Annotated in this window: 19 protein-coding genes and 1 pseudogene; 6 read left to right on the forward strand and 14 right to left on the reverse strand. The window is 64.5% G+C overall.

All coding sequences use genetic code 11. The features are described from left to right. The first annotated feature begins 109 nt into the window (after positions 1-109). The 3 genes from mltG to gmk all read left to right on the forward strand — a co-directional run bounded on the left by mltG (position 110) and on the right by gmk (position 3,064). Positions 110-1,381 (forward strand): endolytic transglycosylase MltG, encoded by a 1,272-nt coding sequence (gene mltG / locus IVB29_RS16260; protein WP_247504385.1) that lies wholly within the window; start codon positions 110-112, stop codon positions 1,379-1,381. A gap of 132 nt (positions 1,382-1,513) precedes the next feature. Continuing rightward, positions 1,514-2,401 (forward strand): YicC/YloC family endoribonuclease, encoded by an 888-nt coding sequence (locus IVB29_RS16265; RefSeq protein WP_247504386.1) that lies wholly within the window; start codon positions 1,514-1,516, stop codon positions 2,399-2,401. 3 nt (positions 2,402-2,404) lie between these two features. After that, on the forward strand, positions 2,405-3,064 hold the full coding sequence (gene gmk / locus IVB29_RS16270; protein WP_247504387.1) for a guanylate kinase: 660 nt from the start codon (positions 2,405-2,407) through the stop codon (positions 3,062-3,064). On the opposite strand, the gene IVB29_RS16275 is transcribed toward gmk, so the two are convergent. Then, on the reverse strand, positions 2,997-4,223 hold the full coding sequence (locus tag IVB29_RS16275) for a hypothetical protein (RefSeq protein WP_247504388.1): 1,227 nt from the start codon (positions 4,221-4,223) through the stop codon (positions 2,997-2,999). The two genes, gmk and IVB29_RS16275, sit on opposite strands and share 68 nt — an antisense overlap. A gap of 1,337 nt (positions 4,224-5,560) precedes the next feature. Here IVB29_RS16275 and IVB29_RS16280 point away from each other — a divergent pair. After that, positions 5,561-5,743, forward strand: a pseudogene (locus tag IVB29_RS16280) (toxin-activating lysine-acyltransferase); the annotation flags it as partial. A 73-nt stretch (positions 5,744-5,816) separates the two neighbouring features. Further along, positions 5,817-6,377: a hypothetical protein gene (locus tag IVB29_RS16285; RefSeq protein WP_247504390.1), complete on the forward strand. Its 561-nt coding sequence runs from the start codon at positions 5,817-5,819 to the stop codon at positions 6,375-6,377. A gap of 346 nt (positions 6,378-6,723) precedes the next feature. Here the strand turns inward: IVB29_RS16285 and IVB29_RS16290 are convergent, their stop codons facing one another. After that, positions 6,724-6,945, reverse strand: a complete 222-nt coding sequence (locus IVB29_RS16290) for a hypothetical protein (RefSeq protein ID WP_247504391.1) — start codon at positions 6,943-6,945, stop codon at positions 6,724-6,726. Between IVB29_RS16290 and IVB29_RS16295 the strand changes: the two genes are divergently transcribed. Continuing rightward, positions 6,944-7,216, forward strand: coding sequence for a hypothetical protein (locus tag IVB29_RS16295; RefSeq protein ID WP_247504392.1), 273 nt, complete (start codon positions 6,944-6,946; stop codon positions 7,214-7,216). The two genes, IVB29_RS16290 and IVB29_RS16295, sit on opposite strands and share 2 nt — an antisense overlap. Before the next feature lie 4 nt (positions 7,217-7,220). Here the strand turns inward: IVB29_RS16295 and IVB29_RS16300 are convergent, their stop codons facing one another. The 12 genes from IVB29_RS16300 to lptF form a co-directional block, all read right to left on the reverse strand. Continuing rightward, a complete protein-coding gene (locus IVB29_RS16300) occupies positions 7,221-7,388 on the reverse strand; it encodes a hypothetical protein (RefSeq protein ID WP_247504393.1) in 168 nt (55 codons plus the stop codon). 306 nt (positions 7,389-7,694) lie between these two features. Next, positions 7,695-7,910 carry a tRNA 5-methylaminomethyl-2-thiouridine synthase gene (locus IVB29_RS16305; protein ID WP_247504394.1) on the reverse strand — a complete coding sequence of 72 codons (216 nt, stop codon included), beginning with the start codon at positions 7,908-7,910 and terminating at the stop codon, positions 7,695-7,697. A 121-nt stretch (positions 7,911-8,031) separates the two neighbouring features. Then, entirely contained in the window at positions 8,032-8,751 is a 720-nt protein-coding gene (locus tag IVB29_RS16310; protein ID WP_247504395.1) for a Crp/Fnr family transcriptional regulator, read from the reverse strand. Positions 8,752-9,087: 336 nt separating this feature from the next. Beyond that, complete coding sequence (locus IVB29_RS16315) at positions 9,088-9,318, reverse strand: hypothetical protein (RefSeq protein WP_247504396.1); 231 nt, start codon at positions 9,316-9,318, stop codon at positions 9,088-9,090. A 63-nt stretch (positions 9,319-9,381) separates the two neighbouring features. Further along, entirely contained in the window at positions 9,382-9,543 is a 162-nt protein-coding gene (locus IVB29_RS16320) for a Flp family type IVb pilin (protein WP_028157549.1), read from the reverse strand. A gap of 166 nt (positions 9,544-9,709) precedes the next feature. Continuing rightward, positions 9,710-10,768 (reverse strand): alcohol dehydrogenase, encoded by a 1,059-nt coding sequence (locus IVB29_RS16325; RefSeq protein WP_247504397.1) that lies wholly within the window; start codon positions 10,766-10,768, stop codon positions 9,710-9,712. Positions 10,769-10,792: 24 nt separating this feature from the next. Further along, positions 10,793-11,647 carry a 16S rRNA (adenine(1518)-N(6)/adenine(1519)-N(6))-dimethyltransferase RsmA gene (rsmA, locus tag IVB29_RS16330; protein ID WP_247504398.1) on the reverse strand — a complete coding sequence of 285 codons (855 nt, stop codon included), beginning with the start codon at positions 11,645-11,647 and terminating at the stop codon, positions 10,793-10,795. Next, positions 11,647-12,672 (reverse strand): 4-hydroxythreonine-4-phosphate dehydrogenase PdxA, encoded by a 1,026-nt coding sequence (gene pdxA / locus IVB29_RS16335; protein WP_247504399.1) that lies wholly within the window; start codon positions 12,670-12,672, stop codon positions 11,647-11,649. The genes rsmA and pdxA overlap by 1 nt, the downstream gene beginning before the upstream one ends. Next, the gene (locus IVB29_RS16340) at positions 12,672-13,607 is read right to left on the reverse strand and encodes a SurA N-terminal domain-containing protein (RefSeq protein WP_247504400.1); all 936 of its coding nucleotides are present in this window, start codon (positions 13,605-13,607) and stop codon (positions 12,672-12,674) included. The genes pdxA and IVB29_RS16340 overlap by 1 nt, the downstream gene beginning before the upstream one ends. 70 nt (positions 13,608-13,677) lie before the next feature. Further along, a complete protein-coding gene (locus IVB29_RS16345) occupies positions 13,678-16,164 on the reverse strand; it encodes an LPS-assembly protein LptD (protein ID WP_247504401.1) in 2,487 nt (828 codons plus the stop codon). After that, positions 16,164-17,261 (reverse strand): LPS export ABC transporter permease LptG, encoded by a 1,098-nt coding sequence (gene lptG, locus IVB29_RS16350; protein ID WP_247504402.1) that lies wholly within the window; start codon positions 17,259-17,261, stop codon positions 16,164-16,166. Before lptG ends, IVB29_RS16345 begins: the two co-directional genes overlap by 1 nt. Continuing rightward, a complete protein-coding gene (gene lptF, locus IVB29_RS16355) occupies positions 17,258-18,427 on the reverse strand; it encodes an LPS export ABC transporter permease LptF (protein WP_247504403.1) in 1,170 nt (389 codons plus the stop codon). Before lptF ends, lptG begins: the two co-directional genes overlap by 4 nt. Positions 18,428-18,471: the final 44 nt, after the last annotated feature.

Consider the following 18,471-nt stretch of genomic DNA (forward strand, 5'->3'; position numbering starts at 1 on the left):
ATCCACCGTTTTGCCGTATTCGGCGATAGTCATGGGCGTGGGCGCTTGCATTTGGCCGGACAAGCGATTGTCGGGCCGCGATTGAACCGGCAGGATTCAGGTTGTTTTGATGAGTGAAAGGCCGCCCATTTCGCCCCGGAGTCCGCGGGCAGCGCTCGAGCCCGAGCAGGTCCCGCCGCCGCCGAAGCGATCGGACCGCGCGCGCAATCCCTTCGTGATCGTCGGCAACGCCATCATCACACTGCTGCTGATCTCCATGATCGGCGCCGGCGGGGTGTATTACTACGGCCGGCAGGTGCTCGAGGCGCCGGGGCCGCTGAAGGACGACAAGATCGTCAACATCCCGCAGCGTGCGGGCAAGCGCGACATCGCCGAGACGCTGAACCGGGAAGGCGTGACCGACGTCAATCCGTGGATTTTCATCGCCAGCGTCGCCGCGCTGAAGGCGAGCTCGGACCTCAAGCCCGGTGAGTATTCGTTCCAGAAGAACGCCTCGTTGCGCGACGTCATCGGTACTATCGTCGAGGGCAAGGTGGTGCAGCATTCCGTCACGATCCCGGAAGGCCTGACCTCCGAGCAGATCGTGGCGCGGCTGTCCGACAACGACATCTTCACCGGCAGCGTGCGCGAACTGCCGCGTGAAGGCACGCTGCTGCCCGAGACCTACAAGTTCCCGCGCGGGACCCCGCGCGATCAGGTGATCCTGCGCATGCAGCAGTCGCACAAGCGCGTGCTCGCGGAGATCTGGGAACGCCGCAGCCAGGACGTTCCGGTCAAGACGCCGGAGCAACTGGTGACGCTGGCCTCCATCGTCGAGAAGGAAACCGGCAAGCCGGACGAGCGCAGCCGCGTTGCTGCCGTGTTCACCAACCGGTTGAAGCAGAAAATCAAGCTCCAGTCCGATCCGACCATCATCTATGGCCTCGTCGGTGGCAAGGGCACGCTGGGTCGTCCGATCAAGCGTAGCGAGATCACGCAGCCCTCGCCCTACAACACCTATGTGATCGAAGGCCTGCCGCCGGGCCCGATTGCCAATCCCGGCCGCGCCTCGCTGGAGGCCGCCGCCAATCCGGCCCGTACCCGCGACCTGTTCTTCGTTGCGGACGGCAGCGGCGGGCATGCCTTCACCGAGACCTACGACGCGCATCAGAAGAACGTCGCCAAGCTGCGCGCGATGGAAAAGCAGATCCAGAACGATACGGTCGAGCCGGCCGACGACGCGCAGGCCCCTGCGGCCGCCGCGCCCACCGCCGCCGACACGCCGACCGCGACGACGCCCAGGCCGAATCAGCAGAAGAAGCCGCCGGCTGCGCGCCCGGCCAATCCTGCGCCCGCCCGGCAGGGCGCGGCGCAGCCGACGCCGCCGGTGATCCAGCGCTAGCCTGGTTCGGCGCTTGCACCTGTGCAGACCTGCCTGCGGGACTTTGCGGATTACACTTTCCTGCAAAATAGTCTTAAGATTCGCGTGGCCTGATGGCCTCGCGAATCCTGTGTTTCCGGAGAATTTGACCTGATGGCCTTGTCGTCCATGACCGGCTTTGCCCGAAGCCACGGCGCGAGCGGGCCGTATACGTTCGAATGGGAATTGAAGTCGGTCAATGCCAAGGGCTTTGACCTCAGGGTGCGGCTGCCGCAGGGGTTCGACGAGCTCGAGGCCCACGCCAAGAAACGCGCCGGTGAGCTGCTGTCACGCGGCACCGTCTACGCCAATCTCACCGTCAAGCGCGCCAATGCCGTAGCCTCCGTCCGCGTCAACGAGGATGTGCTCAACGCCGTCCTCAAGGCCGCCGCGGTGATCGCCGGCAAGGTCGATGCGGTCGCGCCGAGCGTCGACGGTCTTCTGGCCATCAAGGGCGTCATTGAGGTCGCCGAGCCCGAGGGCGACGAGGAGGAGGACAACGCCGCGCGCGCGGCGGTGGCCGAAGCCTTCAACAAGGCGCTCGCCGAACTCGTCGAGATGCGTAAGCGCGAGGGGAGCTCGCTTGGGCAGATCCTGACCCAGCGGGTGGACGAGGTCGAGCAGCTCGCGAAAAAGGCGGAAGGCTCGCCGGGCCGCAAGCCCGAGGCGATCAAGGCCAGGCTCGCCGAGCAGATCGCCGCGCTGCTGGATACCTCCGACCGTTTCGATTCCGACCGCCTGATGCAGGAGGCGATCCTGATCGCGACCAGGGCCGACATCCGCGAGGAGCTCGACCGCATCGCCTCGCACATCGCACAGGCGCGCGAGCTGATCGGCAAGGGCGGCCCGGTCGGCCGCAAGCTCGACTTCCTGGCGCAGGAGTTTCACCGCGAGGTCAACACCTGCTGCTCGAAGTCGAACGACATCGAGCTGACCAACACCGGGCTCGCCATGAAAAACGTGGTCGAGCAGTTTCGCGAGCAGGTCCAGAATCTGGAGTGATCGATGACGACAGGCGGTCACGGAACTGACGGTGTCGAGCGGCGCGGATTGATGTTCGTGCTGTCCTCGCCCTCGGGCGCGGGCAAGACGACGCTGTCGCGGCTGCTGATCGACCGCATGCCGGGGCTGAAAATGTCGGTGTCGGCGACCACGCGCGCCAAGCGCCCCGGCGAGGTCGACGGCAAGGATTATCTGTTCGTCGATAAGCCCCGCTTCGAAGCGATGGTGAAGGACGACGAGTTGCTGGAATGGGCGACCGTGTTCGACAATCGCTACGGCACGCCACGCGCGCCGGTCGAAGCCGCGCTGTCGGCGGGGCAGGACGTGCTGTTCGACATCGACTGGCAGGGCACCCAGCAGTTGCGCGAAAAAGCGCGGGCGGATGTCGTCAGCGTCTTCATCCTGCCGCCGTCGGCCGCCGACCTCGAGAAGCGGCTGCATTCGCGCGCGCAGGACTCCGACGAGGTGATCCGCAAGCGCATGAGCCGCGCCAGCCACGAGATGAGCCACTGGGCCGAGTACGACTACATCGTCATCAACCACGATGTCGACGAGGCCTTCGCCGAGGTGCAGTCGATCCTGAAGGCCGAACGCCTCAAGCGCGAGCGGCGGACTGGCCTCGTGGGCTTCGTGCGAGGTCTACAAGGACAGCTCCAGGACTAAGGTCGCTAGAGTCGAGACTGGAGTCAGGCTTGGGCGGCGACAGCCGCGGCCCTTCCTGCGCCAGCCGTTCCAGCATCGCCGTGATGATGTCGATGTCGACGGCGTCCTCGGATTGCACATCTTCGTCGCGATCGGCGGGCTTGTCGTCGACGGGCTCTTCGTCATGAGCGTCGTTGACCGCGAGCTGAGGCGCTGACGTCTCGATCTCGAACTCTCCGTCGAATATGTCGGCCTCGTCGAGGTCTGTCGCGACCTGGTGGTGGGGGGAACGCGATTGCGCGGCGATCCGACCAATCTCGTTGCTGAACGCAGCGAGTTGCGGGGCTTGCGGACGCGCGGCTCGCGGAGGTGCGGCATCGAAGTCGATCGGGTGCGGCGGCTGCGCGCGCGGGGCGGCGGCCGGTGTCGCATCGAGCCAGGGGGCGCGGCTGTCGTCGAGGTCGTGCGGCTCCCAATCGTCCCAATTCACGCGGCGATGGTCGGCTGCCTGGACGCGAACGCGCCCGCCGGCAAAGCGGTAGATGACGCTGGCGAGGATGCCGGCGAGCGCCAGCGCGCCGCCGATCACGAGCAGCAGCATCTGGAGCGAGCCGGTCGGCTTGTCCGCGGGAATTTCGGCTGCGGCGAGCGCCACAGGAGCTGCGGGCTTCGCCGGCTTCGCGCTCGGCTGCGGCGCAGGCGCAGCGGCCGTTGCAGAGGCATCGGGCCAGCGCGTGGCAACGGCGGGCTGTTCCGTGTTGGCATCGGTGATGCTGCTCGATGGCTGCTGCGCGACCGGCGGTGCAATCGCTGCGGCTGGCCCTGGTGCGGTCACGTTCGGCGCGGTCTGCGGCGCGATGTATTCGGCGCGCGCATTCTGCACCGATGGCGATGCGGTTGAATCCGCGCTTGGCCTGTCGGTCGTCGCCTGCGCGCTCTGTGTTGCCTTGCCGCCTTCGGCACGCAGATACCAGCATTGCCGCTTGGTCGCGCGATCGAGGCGATAGTACCAGTGCTGGCCCTGCGGCGCGGTGCCTTTCGCCGAAGCGAGACAGTCGCTTGCGGCCGCGTTGGTCGTGCTTGGTGCGACCGGCGCGTCCTGCGACACGGCGGTCAGCGGTGCGCCGGCAACGATGCTGCCAACAAGTGCAGATATCAATTTTGCGGTGCGGTTGCCCATCCTGGTCTCCCGGTTACGCATGACGCAACTCTTTACCGTCCCTTTGTCATCAAAGACTTGGGTGGCAATGAGCCGCAAATCCGGAGAGGATGTGGCTTGAATTGGGCCTGCGGTGCGTACGTTCCGCCGCATATTCAGCATTTGGGTTCCGTCATGGCGTCGCATTCTCGCGGCAGGTTCTGCCCGAGCCTTGCTGTCGTTCATCGCCCGATGGAGGCCAAAGGGCGCAGGGAAGGCCGGGCGCCGGCGGCACCCGAGTCCGTGCGCCACAAGAGTGCACACGGGGTGGACCACAGGTGATGCCGGTCGCCCGGCCTTCCCTGCGCGGATGGTTTTAACGGTGTCCTTCGTGCTCTCCCCGGGGAGCGATGCACTATTGCCCCCGTCGCCTTGCAGATCACTGATGCACACACCCGGTCGGGCCGCCACATCACCGCAAGCCTTGACGCACAGACCCCGGGCGTCAGGACCACACGACTTCTCCGTCCGCGGACGGTCCCGCCGGATCATCAGGGGCTCGCGTGTGCTCATCCCCGACGACCGACGAGCCCGCTATAACTGCGCCGTGTCGTCCGCGTCGCGTGAAGACTCACGGTTGCCCGCCCTGTCACCACACGGATCGCGCCGGCGCTGCCGCGTCCACCGCAAACCCGGCCCGCATATCGTGACGGTCGCGAACGCCCCTTTGGCAGGGCCGGGATGGAGTGGTGTATGCCATAAATCCGAAATTCGGTAAAGTGGAATATTTTTGCGAGGAGGGATTGACGAGGTGTTTTGCCCGACGTCTCTCGTTAGGCCGCATCGACCTCCGCCCCGTCATTCCGGGGCGCGCGGAAAGAGCGAACCCGAAATCCATTTCGCCGCAAGACATTTGGCTAGATGGATTCCGGGCCCGCGTGCTCGCGCACGCATCCCGGAATGACGGAGGAGGGAGGTGCATGTTGGTGCAGGGAATAGCAACGTCCTCCAAGACATTGCGTGACGAAATCCACACGCTCCAGGTGGCAACGACTCCCTCATCAAATTATTGCTTGCGGTTTCCGAGTTGTTTCGATTAGTTTCTCGCGCAGGGGTTGGGAATGGCGGACTTTCAATAGATCCGGGCATCATCGTGGCAGAGGAGCCGGCGCCTAGCGCAGCAGGGCAGGCGAGCGCCGGCCTTGGTGCCGATTTCGACAGGGGGCCGCACGCCAACGACGCGCAAGCAGCCAGCCAGTCCGATGCCTCTGCCGTCGGCACGCATGCGGCCCCACCGCCCAAGACCGTGTCGCAAGTGCTCGGCGAAATCACCTGGCTGATGACGCAGAGCCCGCGCCACAAGGCGATTCTGCTCGGCGACCTCGAATGGCTGGATGCCGGCGATCCTGCTCCAACAGTTTCGGATTTTTTACAAGGGCGAGCAGCCAGTCTGCGTCGCGTTCTGGGCACTGGCGGACGAGATCGTCGCGAAACGGATCGATGCGGGGGATGTGCGACTGACGCCGGCGGAGTGGAAGAGCGGGGCGAACAAGCGGCATTGACGTGGTTGCGCCGTTTGGGGGCGAGGGAGAGATGCGAGGGCAGGTCGGAGCTTAAATTCGGGGACCTTTGGTGATGTATCGCTCAATTTTCCATTGTCGGAGTACTTCCTCTTGGGCTTTGCTTTTGCAGACCGTGTTTGTCTCTGTCGTAACGGGCGTAACGCAAGCATACAGCCAAGCGCCGATGACAGCGCTCGGTTCAACGATCGACTTGAAGTTCGAAGAGCTCCGCACTGCGACCAAGATCGTTCTATTGATTGTTCCTTTTCCAACCGCGTTTCGTTCGCATGTGAACAAAGATCGGCTAACAAAGGTCGCCTGTGTGTTTGAGGTTCACTCTGGCCAAGGTTCAACGTTTGAAGAGATCACCGAAATCACTAGTCGATCCGTTAGGCCAGATGAGGGGCCATTGCGCTATCCGGACATGCGCGTTGGCGTAGTCTTCAAGAATGGCGCCGACTTGATACGAGGCTTCTATTTTGAGGATCGGGGCGCGGCTCGCGAGGTTGCAGGCATGTCCGGTGATGTCCCTGTGGTGGCATCGGCAGAATTTCCCAGTCGGGTTCGAATGCTCCTCGCACGCCCCGAGGTCAAATCGGTCAATCCGCAATCTTCCGCCTGTCATCACTTGTGACGTGCGCCTAAGGCGCGCGCTCTGAGCACGATCGTCGAATCGCCTGCAATTCTGGTGAAGCAATGCCCTTTACGCCCGTTACAGCTGCTTCGTTCGTTGATACGAACACCACCGATCCTGCCAAATTGGCCCAGATTGCGAAGCTGGACCAAGCCCGTAGGATGGGTTGAGCCCTTGCGAAACCCATCGCTCGTTTTATGCCAGGGGTCCACAATGACCTCTTATCGTCGCAACCTCGTTCCAGGCGGCAGCTTCTTCTTTACCGTCAATTTGGCGGAGCGGGGGCTATCGAGCGGCGTTAGGGAAGCGATGGGTTTCGCAAGGGCTCTACCCATCCTACGGCGTGCTACTTCCACACCCGCGCCAGCATCAGCGCCAGAAGTCCCAGCACGACGCTAATAAGTCCCACCATCGCATACGACTGCGCAAACACACCGGTCTGGATGAAGACCTGGCACGCGATGGCGACGCAGATTGCGGCTAGCAGCAGGCAGGCGCAGCCGACGATGATCGACAGATAGCGTATCGCGGCTGCGACCGGCCTGGCGGGTGATGCGGAATCGTTCATGCAGGGTTACAACGGCGCGATTAACAGTGGGTTCCGCCACGATGCGCGCAAGACATCAATCTCGCGCGCAGCAATCGACCAACGCGCGCCAGATGCGCTGGACTTCGATTGTCTTCTCGAGTTCGAGGACGTGGTTCTCGCTTGCATGGGAAGGTGTTCCTTCGGGGCGGGGTTCGCGCGGCGCGATCCAGCGCTCGGAGATCGGATCGTACCATTTGCCGAGATTGAACACGCACGTGTCTCCTGTTTCGATCCCCCGCTGGTTGTCTGATCGCCTAGCCCTTGCGCCTGTTGCTGGTGTTCTGGGTCAAATTGCCGTGTGCGGCCTGCTCGCGAATGTTCTGCTTCTCGTCGTCGCGATGGCCCTTGGTGGTATCGACCGGGACCGGCGGTGTGCTGCCAGGACCCTTGTGGCTCTGGTTTGCTTCGGGAACAGGTCTCACTGTTGTTGTCAGCGGCCTTGTCATCAGCTCTGAGTCCGTATTGCCTTGACACGAGACAAACGCTCACGAGGCCCGCGGCGTTCCAACGTCAGGCCGAAGTGATCGGGTGGCTATTCGGATTTTCAGTGACCTATGTCACGTCGTCTTGCGCACCGCGCGACCTATGCGCAAGGCGTTGCTTACAAGGAGTGCATGACGGCCAAGGGCACGACGGGTCGTTCGCAAGGGCGACGGGGCGCGGCTCTATTGATCGACGGCAGGTTTGCGCGAGGGCAGGTCTGCGCGGCGGGTCCTGCTCCGAGCGACTCAGCGAAACCGCCGCGTCACCATCGCCAGCACGAACACTGGTTCGCTGCCATCGTACACGCCGAGCGTCCAGCTGTCGCCGGGGCGCAACGCGTGCTCGACGTCGCGGGAGAGCCGCACCGCTTCGCGCCACGCCGCCTCGTCACTGGCAAGCGTTTCGCCTGTGGTGTCGGTGTGGGGCTGTTGCCCCTCGAAGTGAAAAAAGTACCGTGGCATGTCGGGCAATGCGGCGTGCCGCGAAACGTTCCGCAGGCGCCGGCGCGGTGTTCGGTGCGATGTTGTTGTTCGAGGATGATCCGTTCGGAAAATTGCGGCGCACTTTTTCCGGATCATGAGGCTAGCCGTCGGCGGATGCCGCCTCGCCCAGCACCTCGCCAAAATGCTTCTTCACGGCGTCGTTGCAGGCGCAGGCCCTGGTGCGAAGCGCGGTCGCATCGAGGATCAGGATGGCGCCGCGGCGCGTTGCGAGAATGCGCCTTGCCTTGAACATCTGGATGACGCGGCTGGCATAGCTGCGGGAGACGCCGAGAATGCCGGCGAGCTGCTCGTGGGTGAGGGGGATCTCGGCCTCGCCGATATGCTCGTGCACGGAGACGATCCATTTGGCCGCGCGCTGCTCGATCGAATGCGCGGCGTTGCAGGACGCGGTCTGAAGCAGCTGCGCGAACTGGCAGTCGGCATAGCGCGACAGCACGTCGTGGAGTGTCGCCGACCTCTGCTGCGCCTGCTCGAGCGCGCGCTGCGGCAGCCGGACGAGCGTGCCGCCGAGCTTCACGATGATGCGCGAATAAGCGAGCGAGGGCGCGCGGCCGCCGGTAACGCCCACCGCACCTTCGCGGCCCACCAGCAGGCTTTCGACCTCGCGGTCATCCTCGACCGGCACGGCGAACGACACCAGCGCCGGGCCACAGGGAAAATGCGCCGCCGTCACCGCGTCGCCGGCGTGATGCAGGACGTGGCTCGCTGCGAGGTCGACCGGCTGGAGGTGAGGCGCGAGCAGCTCGAAATCGTGAGGGCTGAGCTGCTGAAGGAGATCGTTCTGGGGCCGGCCGGTCACTCGTTGTTTTCTCTTGCCGTTTTCTTGCCGGGAATCGGCACCGGCGAGAACCCTACGTTTCTGCGGCGGAACCGACGGTTCCAAAGTGTACACAAGGAAATTTCGGGCGTTGAAAAGTCGGCTGCGGGCCTGCGGAATTTCGGAATGCGCCGTCAACGGGCCGGATGGCGTCGGCCTCGACGTCGCGCGCTCTGTTCAGGAGTGAACACAAGGGGCGCGCGGATCGGCGTAGCGTCCTCGCCCGCGGGAGCGCCGTACCCCGTGCGCTCTGCCCGACGACCGCCGGCCCATACCTCTCGAACGCCGCCGGGCCGGCGGGTCGGAAGGCATCCTTTATCACCCGAAGCGCGCTTGCTCCGCCTGCCGGCTTTTCTCCGCGTGCGCGCGCCAGGCGTCGATCGCCTTGTTCGCGAGCATCAGTTGCCGGCGTTCGCCGCGCCTGAGCTGCGCCTCGATGGCGTCGAGAAGAACGTTTGAGGTCTCGTCCGGACGACCGAGTTCGCCGCTTCCCTCCAGAAAGCTCCAGGCGATGAAGAATGCGCTCTCGACGGTGCAGCGAATGGACATGCGCAGCCAACGCAGGCCGCCGGCCGGCGTTCCGCGCCCTTCGGCGAAGGTTGCGCGTCGCGTTTACTTCAGGGAGGTGCTGATCGAGCCGAACTTCAGCTTCAGTGTCGAGCCGAGATTGTTGACCACGGCGATGATCGCAAGCGCGATGCCGGCGGCGATCAGGCCGTACTCGATTGCGGTCGCGCCGGTTTCGTCGGCCAGGAAGCGGCGAATGGTCTGCATGGTCTCACCAGAATTCCGAAGATGGGGGTTGGCGAGGACTATAGTCCGCTGGTCGCCGGTTCCCCTATGGGGAACCACGGCTTGCGTCAATTCCGGGTTAATTGCAAAAGGGAAAGCGCGGCGACGAGACCTGCATCCCGCCGCCAAGGCTGACTTGATGTTTGCGTCAGTTCTTCAGCACGATGCGGCCGACGACCTTGCCGGCGCGAAGCTCGTCGATCCATTTCTGGACGTCGCCCATCGGCTCTTCGCGCATCGGCGTCGGCTTGACCTTGCCGGCGCGGGCGAGCGCCATCAGTTCCTGGGCTTCCGCGAGCGTGCCGACCATGAAACCTTCGACGGTGAGGCGCTTGTAGACCCATTGCACCATCGGCAGCGTGAACTGGCCGCCCATCAGGCCGGAGACCACGACCTTGCCGCCGCGCGCGGCAACCGCGACCGCAAACGCCATCGACTTCTCGTTGCCGGCGAAGTCGACGACCTCGTCGAAGCCGCCCTCGGTTTCCTTCAGGATGCGCTTGATCACATCGGGCTCGGACGGATCGTAGGCGACGGCCGCGCCGTTCTTCAGCGCGGTGTCGCGCGCGGCCGGCGAGAGATCGGCAACCGTGATCGGCTGCTTGAACATCGCCTGCGCAAACGACAGGCCCATCATGCCGACGCCGCCGAGGCCGATCAGCAGCAAATTGCGCTGGCGCGGACGTTCGACCAGGCGCTTGAGCGCGCCGTAAGCGGTGACGCCCGAGCACATCAACGTCGCGGCCTGGTTGACGGGCAGCGGATCGTAGTCGAGCAGATATTTTGCGTCGGGCACCAGCACGTGGGTGGCAAAGCCGCCGTCGATGGAGACGCCGAGGAAGCGCTGCTTGGCACAGAGGTTCTCGTCGCCATTGGCGCAGTCGCGGCACTGGCCGCAGCCGATCCACGGAAACACCGCCTTCTGACTGCCGACAAGGCCGGGTGGAACGTCAGGGCCGACTTCGTCGACCACGCCCGCGATCTCGTGGCCCAGCGTGAAGGGAAGCGTCATGCCGCGCGTGGTGTCGAGCTTCTTGCCGCCACCGAGATCGGCATAGCCGTCCTGGATGTGCAGGTCGGAATGGCAGAGGCCGCAGCGCTCGATGCGCACCAGCACCTCGCGTCCTTGCGGCTTCGGCGTGTCGACGATGGTCTCGCACAAGGGCGCATCGAACTTGACCAGGGACTGCCGACGCATCAACGCCATATTCCTTCCTCCGAAATTTATGTCCTAGCTTTCGTTCCGTATATCCGCCAATTCACGCGCCATGGCAACAAAGCCCGAAATCGGAATCGTCTCCGCGCGCCGCGTCGCATCGACGCCGGCGGCTGCCGCAAGCCGCGCGGGATCGACACCCAGCGATTTCAGGCTTTGCCGCAGCATTTTGCGGCGCTGGCCGAAGGCGCTCGCCGCGACTTGCTCGAGCATCTTGCGATCGCAAGCGAGAGGTTCTGCGCGTGGCACCAGGCGGACGACGGAGGAGGTGACCTTCGGCGGCGGCACGAAGGCGGACGGCGCAATGTCGAACAGGATCTTTGTCTCGCAGCGCCAGTTGGCGAGCACGCCGAGGCGGCCATAGGCCTCCTCGTCCTCGCGCGCGACGATGCGCTCGCCGACCTCGCGCTGGAACATCAAGACCAGCATGTCGTACCAGGGCGGCCAGGGCTCGGTGGTGAGCCAGCCGATCAGCAGCTGGGTCGCAATGTTGTAGGGCAGATTGGCGACGATCTTTGCACGTTCACCCGCGAGCAGCGGGCGCGGATCGAAGGTCATGGCATCGCCATGCACGATCTCGAGCCTATCAGGATAGCGCGCGGAAATATCCTGAAGCGCCGGGATCGCGCGTTCGTCATGCTCGATCGCGATGACGCGCTTGGCGCCGAGCGCGAGCAGCGCGCGCGTCAATCCACCGGGGCCGGGACCGATCTCGACGATGGTGGAGTCTTCCAGGGGAGTAGCCGCACGCGCGATCCGCGCGGTGAGATTGAGATCGAGCAGAAAGTTCTGACCGAGCGATTTGCGGGCTGACAGCCCGTGCTGGCGAATGACCTCGCGGAGCGGCGGGAGGTCGTCGATCCCGCTCATCAGCTGTTCGCCGCCGCCATGCGGCTGGCGAGCTTGAGCGCCGCGATCAGGCTTGCGGGATTGGCCTTAGCCGTGCCGGCGATGTCGAAGGCGGTGCCGTGATCGGGCGAAGTGCGGATGAAGGGCAGGCCGAGCGTCACGTTGACGGCATCGTCGAAGGCCACCGTCTTGATCGGGATCAGCGCCTGGTCGTGATACATGCAGACCGCGCAGTCATAGGTATTGCGCGCGGCTTCGTGGAACATGGTGTCGGCGGGCAGCGGCCCCCTGGCCTCGATGCCGTCATTGCGCAGGACTTTGAGCGCCGGCGCGATCACCGTCTGCTCCTCATGGCCGAGCGAGCCTTCTTCGCCGGCATGCGGATTGAGGCCGGAGATCGCGATCCGCGGCCTGTCGATGCCGAAGCGGGATTTCAGTTCGCCTGCGACGATACGCACGGTCGAGACGATCAGTTCGCTGGTGAGCTGGACAAGCGCATCGCGCAAGGGGACGTGGATGGTCACGGGGACCACGGCGAGCCGCGGCGACCACAGCATCATCACCGGCTGCGGCACGCGACCGCCCTCAGCTGCAAGCTCGGCGAGGAATTCGGTGTGGCCGGGATGGCGGAAGCCTGCGCGGTAGAGCACGCTCTTGGCGATCGGATTGGTGACGACGGCGCTGGCACGTCCCGCGCGCACATCGCCCACTGCCTGGCGGATCGAGGCAAGCGCGGCCGGCGCGCTCGCTTCATCGGGCTTGCCGGGCTCGGCGGTCGCGCGCTCGCCCGTTGCGACCACGGGCAGGGCCTCGGGGAAGGCGGCTGCGGCCTCGCTCGCGTTCACGGAGGCGATCCGGATATCGGCGCCGAGCGCCTTCTCAAGGGCCTTGGCGCGGCGGGCGACGAAAGCCTCGTCGCCGAGCAGATAGAAGGCGGGCAGGTTCAGCTCACGGCGCCGGAGCCAGGCGGCGATCGTGATGTCGGGGCCGATGCCGGCGGGCTCTCCCAGGGTCAGGGCAAGGGGCTTTATCGGGTGGTTGGCCATCAGCGGTTGCGATATTCGATCATCGCCGCCTTGCGGAGCTCCTCGAGGTAGGTCTTCTGCGTCTTCTCGTACTTCTCCTGATACATCTTCTCGCGGACTTCGCGCTTCTTCGGCGTGTCGATCATGGTCGGCTTGCGCGAGCACAGCACCACCATCTCGATGCCCGCCTTGGTCACCTCAGGCGCGGTCAGATGGCCGATCGGCGTATCGTCGAGCACCTTGCGCAGCGCCTCCGGCAGCTCCGCAGTGGTCTTGGTGACGCTGTCGCGGATGGTGGCGTTCGGCGTCGAGCGGAACAGCGAATTGGCCTCCTCGCAGCTTCCGACGCGCGAGCGGTAGGTCTCGGCTTCTTTCTGCCGCGTCTCCAGGAAGGCCGCAGACGAGCCGCGCGGCACGATCAGCACGATCGGTTGCATCTTGTACTCGGTGCCCTCGATCTGGAGCTTGTCGCCGGTCTGGGCCTGCACGGCCTGCGCGACGTCGCGCTCGCCGACCATCAGCTTCTCCTTGTAGCGGCCGCGCACGAGGCTGGTCCAGACCATCTCGGCCTTCATGCGGCCCTTCAGCGTCTCGGGGCGGACGCCTTTCGATTCGAGCGACTTGGTGAGCTGGTCCGGGGTGAGGCGCATGCGCTGTGCCATGCCCTCGTAGGATCCGTTGATGTCGGAGACGCCGGGATCGACGCCGTACTTCTTGCCCTCCTTCATCTTCACCCTGTCGTCGATCAGTTCGTTGATGACGTCCTGCCGGGCCGGGGCCTTCTGCGTCGTCAGCAGGTCGAGCTTGGAGCGCTGCTCGATGTCGAAATCGGTGATCGGATCGCCGTTGACCATCACGACGATGTTCTGCGCGCGCGATGGCGAGGGCAGACCGGTCAGGATCAATCCGGCACCGATGGCGAGGAGGAGGCGGAAGACAGGCAATGAGGTCGTCATGATTGTTGTCGCTCACATGTCAGCCGGGATGAGCTCGCGATCGGGAACACGCCGCCGGTACTTCAGACGCTTACTGGATGCCGGCGGAGCTGCCGCTGCCGGTCGATGTCGCCAGCGTGCGCAGGCCGATCTGGAACATGAACGCGTGGCTCAGCGTGGGCGGCGTCGAGCCCGCGGAGTAGCTATACGAAGTTACATAGTTCGCCGCCAGCACGAAGCAATCGTCGACATAGCCGGCACCGATGACATACTGATTGATCTTGTTGGCCTCGAGGTCCCAGCGCGCCGAGCCGGTCACGACCCAGTTGGCGGCGACCTTCAGCGAGCCTGACGTCAGGATGCCCGCGCGGCGGGTCAGATAGCCGAGTTCCGGCTGCGCCGCGTAATTGCCGTACATCATGCTGACCGACCAGCGATTGAAGTTGGCGCGGCCTTCCGCCTCGAAACGCTGGACGTTCCAAGTCTCCTCGTCCATGCGGGAGCGGACGCTGAACGTATAGGTGCTGTTGGGCGAGTAGGCGGCGCTCGCCACGTAATCGGAGCGCGGCTTGTCGAGGCCGGAATTGATACCGGTATTGATGGAGTCCTGGACCGCGTAGGAGTTCATGCCGAACAGCTGGTAGGACTGGCCGAACAGCACCTTGACGGCGCCGCCCCGGTCGAACTGCGTGGTGGCCTGCACGCCGACATTGGCGCGGCCGCCGCCCTCGACACGGTCGTAGCCGGAGAACTTGTCGACGTTGAACAGGTTCGAAGTGTCGAACACCATGCTCTGCGCGTCCTCGTTCGGCAGCTTGCCGGCATAGGTCTCGTTCGGGCGGATGATGATCTGCGCGATCGGCTCGATCGTGGTCGAACCCCAGGGCTGAACGTTGATGAAGGGATAGCGGTATTCGAGGCCGACGGTCGGCATCAGGCGGAACGCCTGGGTGTCGCCGGTGGCCAGGTAGTTCGACACGCCCGGCTGGTTGGAGACATCGGCGTTGATCGCGTCGGCGCGCAGGATCGCGAACGGCGTCCAGATCTCGCCGAACGGATCGGTGTAGGATTTGCGCCACTGCGCTTCCGCCGTCAGGCGGGTGTAGGTGCCGGGGAAGCCGCGCAAGAGGCACTGCGACGGCGTGCGGGCGAGCGGGTCGGCCGACGTCGTCGCGCACAGGCTGTTGGTGTTGGCGAGCGTCGTGATCGGATCAAACACGGCGTCGTTGCGGGTCAGATTGACGAAGTTCGTCTTGTAGGAGAACTCGCCGCCAAACACCGGATAATTGATCACGTTCGAGTAGTCGATCACGGGATAGACGACCGGCACCTGCTGCTGGTTGCCCGAGTAGCTCAGCCAGTACATCGTGCGCGCGTCGAAGAAGCTGCGGCTGCCGACGCCGGTCAGATAGAGCTGCGAGACCGCGTCCGTCGGCAGGCTCAGGAATGAGCCGAGCGGATCGCGATAGGCCGACAGGCGATAATCCGACATGAAATAATAGTCGGAGAGGATGACGCCGTCCCAGCCCCAGACCCATTTGTCGTTCAGCGCGAACTGGCCCTTGGTCTCGACACCGCCGCGGAACTGGCGATCACCGGGGAGGCCTGCGAACTTGTCGGGGGCGAGCTGGTCGATGCCGTAGACGCGGATCTGATAGGCGCCGTCCATCAGGCGCTGGCGGAACTCGGCCTGGAACAGCACGCCCTGCTTGGAGGTGATGCGCGGGCTGAAGGTCGCGTCCATGTCCGGCGCGATCGCCCAGTAGAACGGGACTTCGACGCCGTAGCCGAACGCGGTGTAGGAGGTGAAGCCCGGCATCAGGAAGCCGGTCTTGCGCTTCACGGTTGGGTCGGGCGTCGAGAAATAGGGCATGTAGGCGATCGGCACGCCGAAGAACTCGAGCTGTGCCGTCTCGAAATACAGCATCTTCTCCTGCTGGTCGTGGATGATGCGGGCACCCTTGACCTGCCAGAGCGGCGGCTTCTTCGGATCGTCCTTGCACGGCGCGCAGGCCGTGTAGACGCCGTTTTCGAACACGGTGTAGTTGCCGCTGGAGCGGTCGGCGCGGCTTGCCGCCATGCGGGTCTGGTCGGCAGTGTCCACGCGCAGTGAATCGACGAAACCGTCGCGGTAGTCGTCAGACAGATCCAGGATCTCGGCATAGGTGATCTTGCCGTCGGCATCCGTCATGCGGATGTTGCCTTCGGCATGGAGCCGCTTGCTCTTCTGGTCGTAGATGACCCTGTCGGCCTCGACGCTGGTGCCGTTGTAGAACAGCTGGACGTTACCGACCGCGGAGACGCGCGAATTATTGTAGTCGTAATCGACCTCGGTCGCCTGAACCAGCATCTGGTTGTCGTTGGCGACCTTCGGCGGTTTGGGGCGCGGCGGCAGCGGATTGTAGGTGAAGGCCTGGGCCGAGGCGGGGGCTACGAGGGCTGCGTCCATCAGCGCGCCAAGCGATGCCGCAGCGGCGACCGCCAGCAGCAGCCTGCGAATCGACAAGCTGCATCCGTTCGCGCGCACTACGATGCGTCGCGCCAAACGAGACACGGGTCCGCGATGGACGGCAGTCACTAACCGTCCTCCTGGTACAGCAAGGCCAAAAAGCCGGTGAGGCCGCCCACCACCACGGGCAACCACGCCGCAGCGATCGGATGCATCAACTCAGCCTTGCTCAAGTCTTCAGTCACTTTCGACAAAACGTAGAGCAGAAAGCCTGCGCCCACGCCACTCAAAACCATCTTCTGTACGCCGCCCATCCGGAAGAAGCGCAACGACACGGAGGCCGCGAGCATCACCATGGCGGCGAGCAAAAACGGCTGCGCCAACAGCTTGTGATACTGGAGTCGATAGCCGGCTGTCGCGAAGCCCGAGCTTTCGGACGAGCGGATGTAGCTCGGTAGTTGCCAAAAGGACACAGTCTCGGGTGTGGAAAAGCTGTTGCGGACCTGGGCCTCGGTCAACGTCGTCGGAATCTCCAAACTGGCCTGATCGACCGGCGCTGAATCCAGCGAGAAGCGACGCACCGACTTGAACAGCCAATGGCCCGACTCGAGCGTCGCCTCGCGTGCTTCGATCCGCTCCTTGAAGTGCTGCTCTGTGTCAAACCGGAACAGCGTCAGCCCGGTGAGGCGAACGCCCTGCTGCTCGCTGCGCGCGGCATTGATGATGGTCTGTCCGTCGCTGGTGACCTGGTTGAGCCAGAAGCCGGAGGCATCCTGAATGCCGCCGCCGGGCGCCGAGCCGAACAGCTCGGCCTCCATGCGCTTGGAGAGCTCGCGCAGATTCGCCGACATCGGATTGTAGGCGACGGTGGCGATCACACCGATCAAGAGCGCGCTGCCGAGCGCCGGCGAGATGAACTGCCAGGCCGAGATGCCGGCGGCGCGCGCGACCACGAGTTCCAGCCTGCGGGAGAGGGCGAGATAGCAGGTCATGGCGCCGATCAGCATGCAGAACGGCGTCAGCTTCTCCAGCAATTGCGGCACCCGGAACAGCGAGGTCTCGGCCACCATGATCGCGGACGCCGATGCAAGGCCGGAGGTCTTGCGCACCATCTCGATGTAGTCGACCAGCACCAGCAGCAGGAAGATGCTGGCGAACACGCCGAGTGCGGCGACCACGAAGCGGCCGGCGAAATAGCGCCCGAGTGTGTTGGTGAGCATGCTCATGCGGCGGCCGGCCGTCTGAACAGCCGCGCGATGCGTGCATTCGATCTGTTGATGGCCTCCATCAGACGGGCGGGCGGCTCGACCACGACGCCGCCGATGATCATCCACAGCCCGACGCCGATGCCACCGAGAACCATCGCGTACTGGACCAGCACCGGGCCCTGCGATTTCACCGCCATCACCGAGCAGGCGAAGCCGGCCATGCGCAGGCCGAACACCGCGATGATGGAGCCGCCGATCGAGAAATTGCGGCTCTGGCGGGTGGTGCGCGGCGCGCCGAGAAAGGCGAAGGTCAGCACGGCAAACGCGAACGGATAGATCGGCGCCAACAGGCTGTCATGCAGGGCCGAGCGGAACTGCCCGGGAATCTGCTTGTAGACCGGGTCGTCCTCGGTGGGCGAGAACAGCTCCCAGAGATAGCGCTCGCGGATGCCGAGGGTGACGTCATGGCCCTGGTTGCCGAACTTCGACATGTCGAAGCCGTAGCGGCCGAACGCCACCAGCGCGGGGTCGCGCTTGCCGGCCTCGAAACGCTGGAGGTTGCCGTCCTTCAGCACCAGGAACGAGCCGTTCTCGTTCTTCACGACCTCGCCGTGCTCGGCGACGATCGAGACGCGCTCATTGGGATCGCGGCGGTCGTCGATGAAGATGCCGGCGAGGATACCGCCAGGCAGGCGCTCGCGGATCCGGATCGTGAGGTTCTTGTCGAGCTGGGCGAAACGGCCGGGTTGGAGGATGTTGGTGAGCACGTCGGCGGTGATCTCGGCGTCCCACTGCTTGATCCGCCGCATGCCGTCGGGGGCGAGATAGGCCGCGATGAAGGCAACCAGCGCTGCCACGACGCAGGTCGCATAGAAGAACGGATAGAACAGCCGGAACGGCGAGAAGCCGGCGGCATTCATCACGATGATCTCGGAATCGGTCGCGAGCTTGTTCAGCGTGTGCGAGATCGCGATCATCAGCGCGATCGGCGAGATGATCAGGACCAGCGCCGGCACGACGAGGCTGGTGATGCCGAGGAAGGTCAGGATGGTCTGACCCTGGCTCGTCATCAGGTCGATACCGCGCAACGCCTGCGTAATCCAGATCACGCCGGTGAGGCTGACCAGGACGAGCGCAAACGACGCCAGCGTCGTGCGGAAGATATACTTATCGATCGACCCCATGCGCTACCGCACGAATCCCCACCAAGACCCCAACACAGGCCGGA

Origin of the sequence: Bradyrhizobium sp. 1, from assembly GCF_023073315.1 — a bacterium.
Classification (GTDB): Bacteria; Pseudomonadota; Alphaproteobacteria; order Rhizobiales; family Xanthobacteraceae; genus Bradyrhizobium.

Coding starts and splice junctions, on each gene's coding strand:
- mltG (WP_247504385.1), top strand. CDS start 110: ATGAGTGAAAGGCCGCCCATTTCGCCCCGGAGTCCGCGGGCAGCGCTC.
- IVB29_RS16265 (WP_247504386.1), top strand. CDS start 1,514: ATGGCCTTGTCGTCCATGACCGGCTTTGCCCGAAGCCACGGCGCGAGC.
- gmk (WP_247504387.1), top strand. CDS start 2,405: ATGACGACAGGCGGTCACGGAACTGACGGTGTCGAGCGGCGCGGATTG.
- IVB29_RS16275 (WP_247504388.1), bottom strand. CDS start 4,223: ATGGGCAACCGCACCGCAAAATTGATATCTGCACTTGTTGGCAGCATC.
- IVB29_RS16285 (WP_247504390.1), top strand. CDS start 5,817: ATGTATCGCTCAATTTTCCATTGTCGGAGTACTTCCTCTTGGGCTTTG.
- IVB29_RS16295 (WP_247504392.1), top strand. CDS start 6,944: ATGCAGGGTTACAACGGCGCGATTAACAGTGGGTTCCGCCACGATGCG.
- IVB29_RS16290 (WP_247504391.1), bottom strand. CDS start 6,945: ATGAACGATTCCGCATCACCCGCCAGGCCGGTCGCAGCCGCGATACGC.
- IVB29_RS16305 (WP_247504394.1), bottom strand. CDS start 7,910: ATGCCACGGTACTTTTTTCACTTCGAGGGGCAACAGCCCCACACCGAC.
- IVB29_RS16315 (WP_247504396.1), bottom strand. CDS start 9,318: ATGTCCATTCGCTGCACCGTCGAGAGCGCATTCTTCATCGCCTGGAGC.
- IVB29_RS16320 (WP_028157549.1), bottom strand. CDS start 9,543: ATGCAGACCATTCGCCGCTTCCTGGCCGACGAAACCGGCGCGACCGCA.
- IVB29_RS16325 (WP_247504397.1), bottom strand. CDS start 10,768: ATGGCGTTGATGCGTCGGCAGTCCCTGGTCAAGTTCGATGCGCCCTTG.
- rsmA (WP_247504398.1), bottom strand. CDS start 11,647: ATGAGCGGGATCGACGACCTCCCGCCGCTCCGCGAGGTCATTCGCCAG.
- pdxA (WP_247504399.1), bottom strand. CDS start 12,672: ATGGCCAACCACCCGATAAAGCCCCTTGCCCTGACCCTGGGAGAGCCC.
- IVB29_RS16340 (WP_247504400.1), bottom strand. CDS start 13,607: ATGACGACCTCATTGCCTGTCTTCCGCCTCCTCCTCGCCATCGGTGCC.
- lptG (WP_247504402.1), bottom strand. CDS start 17,261: ATGAGCATGCTCACCAACACACTCGGGCGCTATTTCGCCGGCCGCTTC.
- lptF (WP_247504403.1), bottom strand. CDS start 18,427: ATGGGGTCGATCGATAAGTATATCTTCCGCACGACGCTGGCGTCGTTT.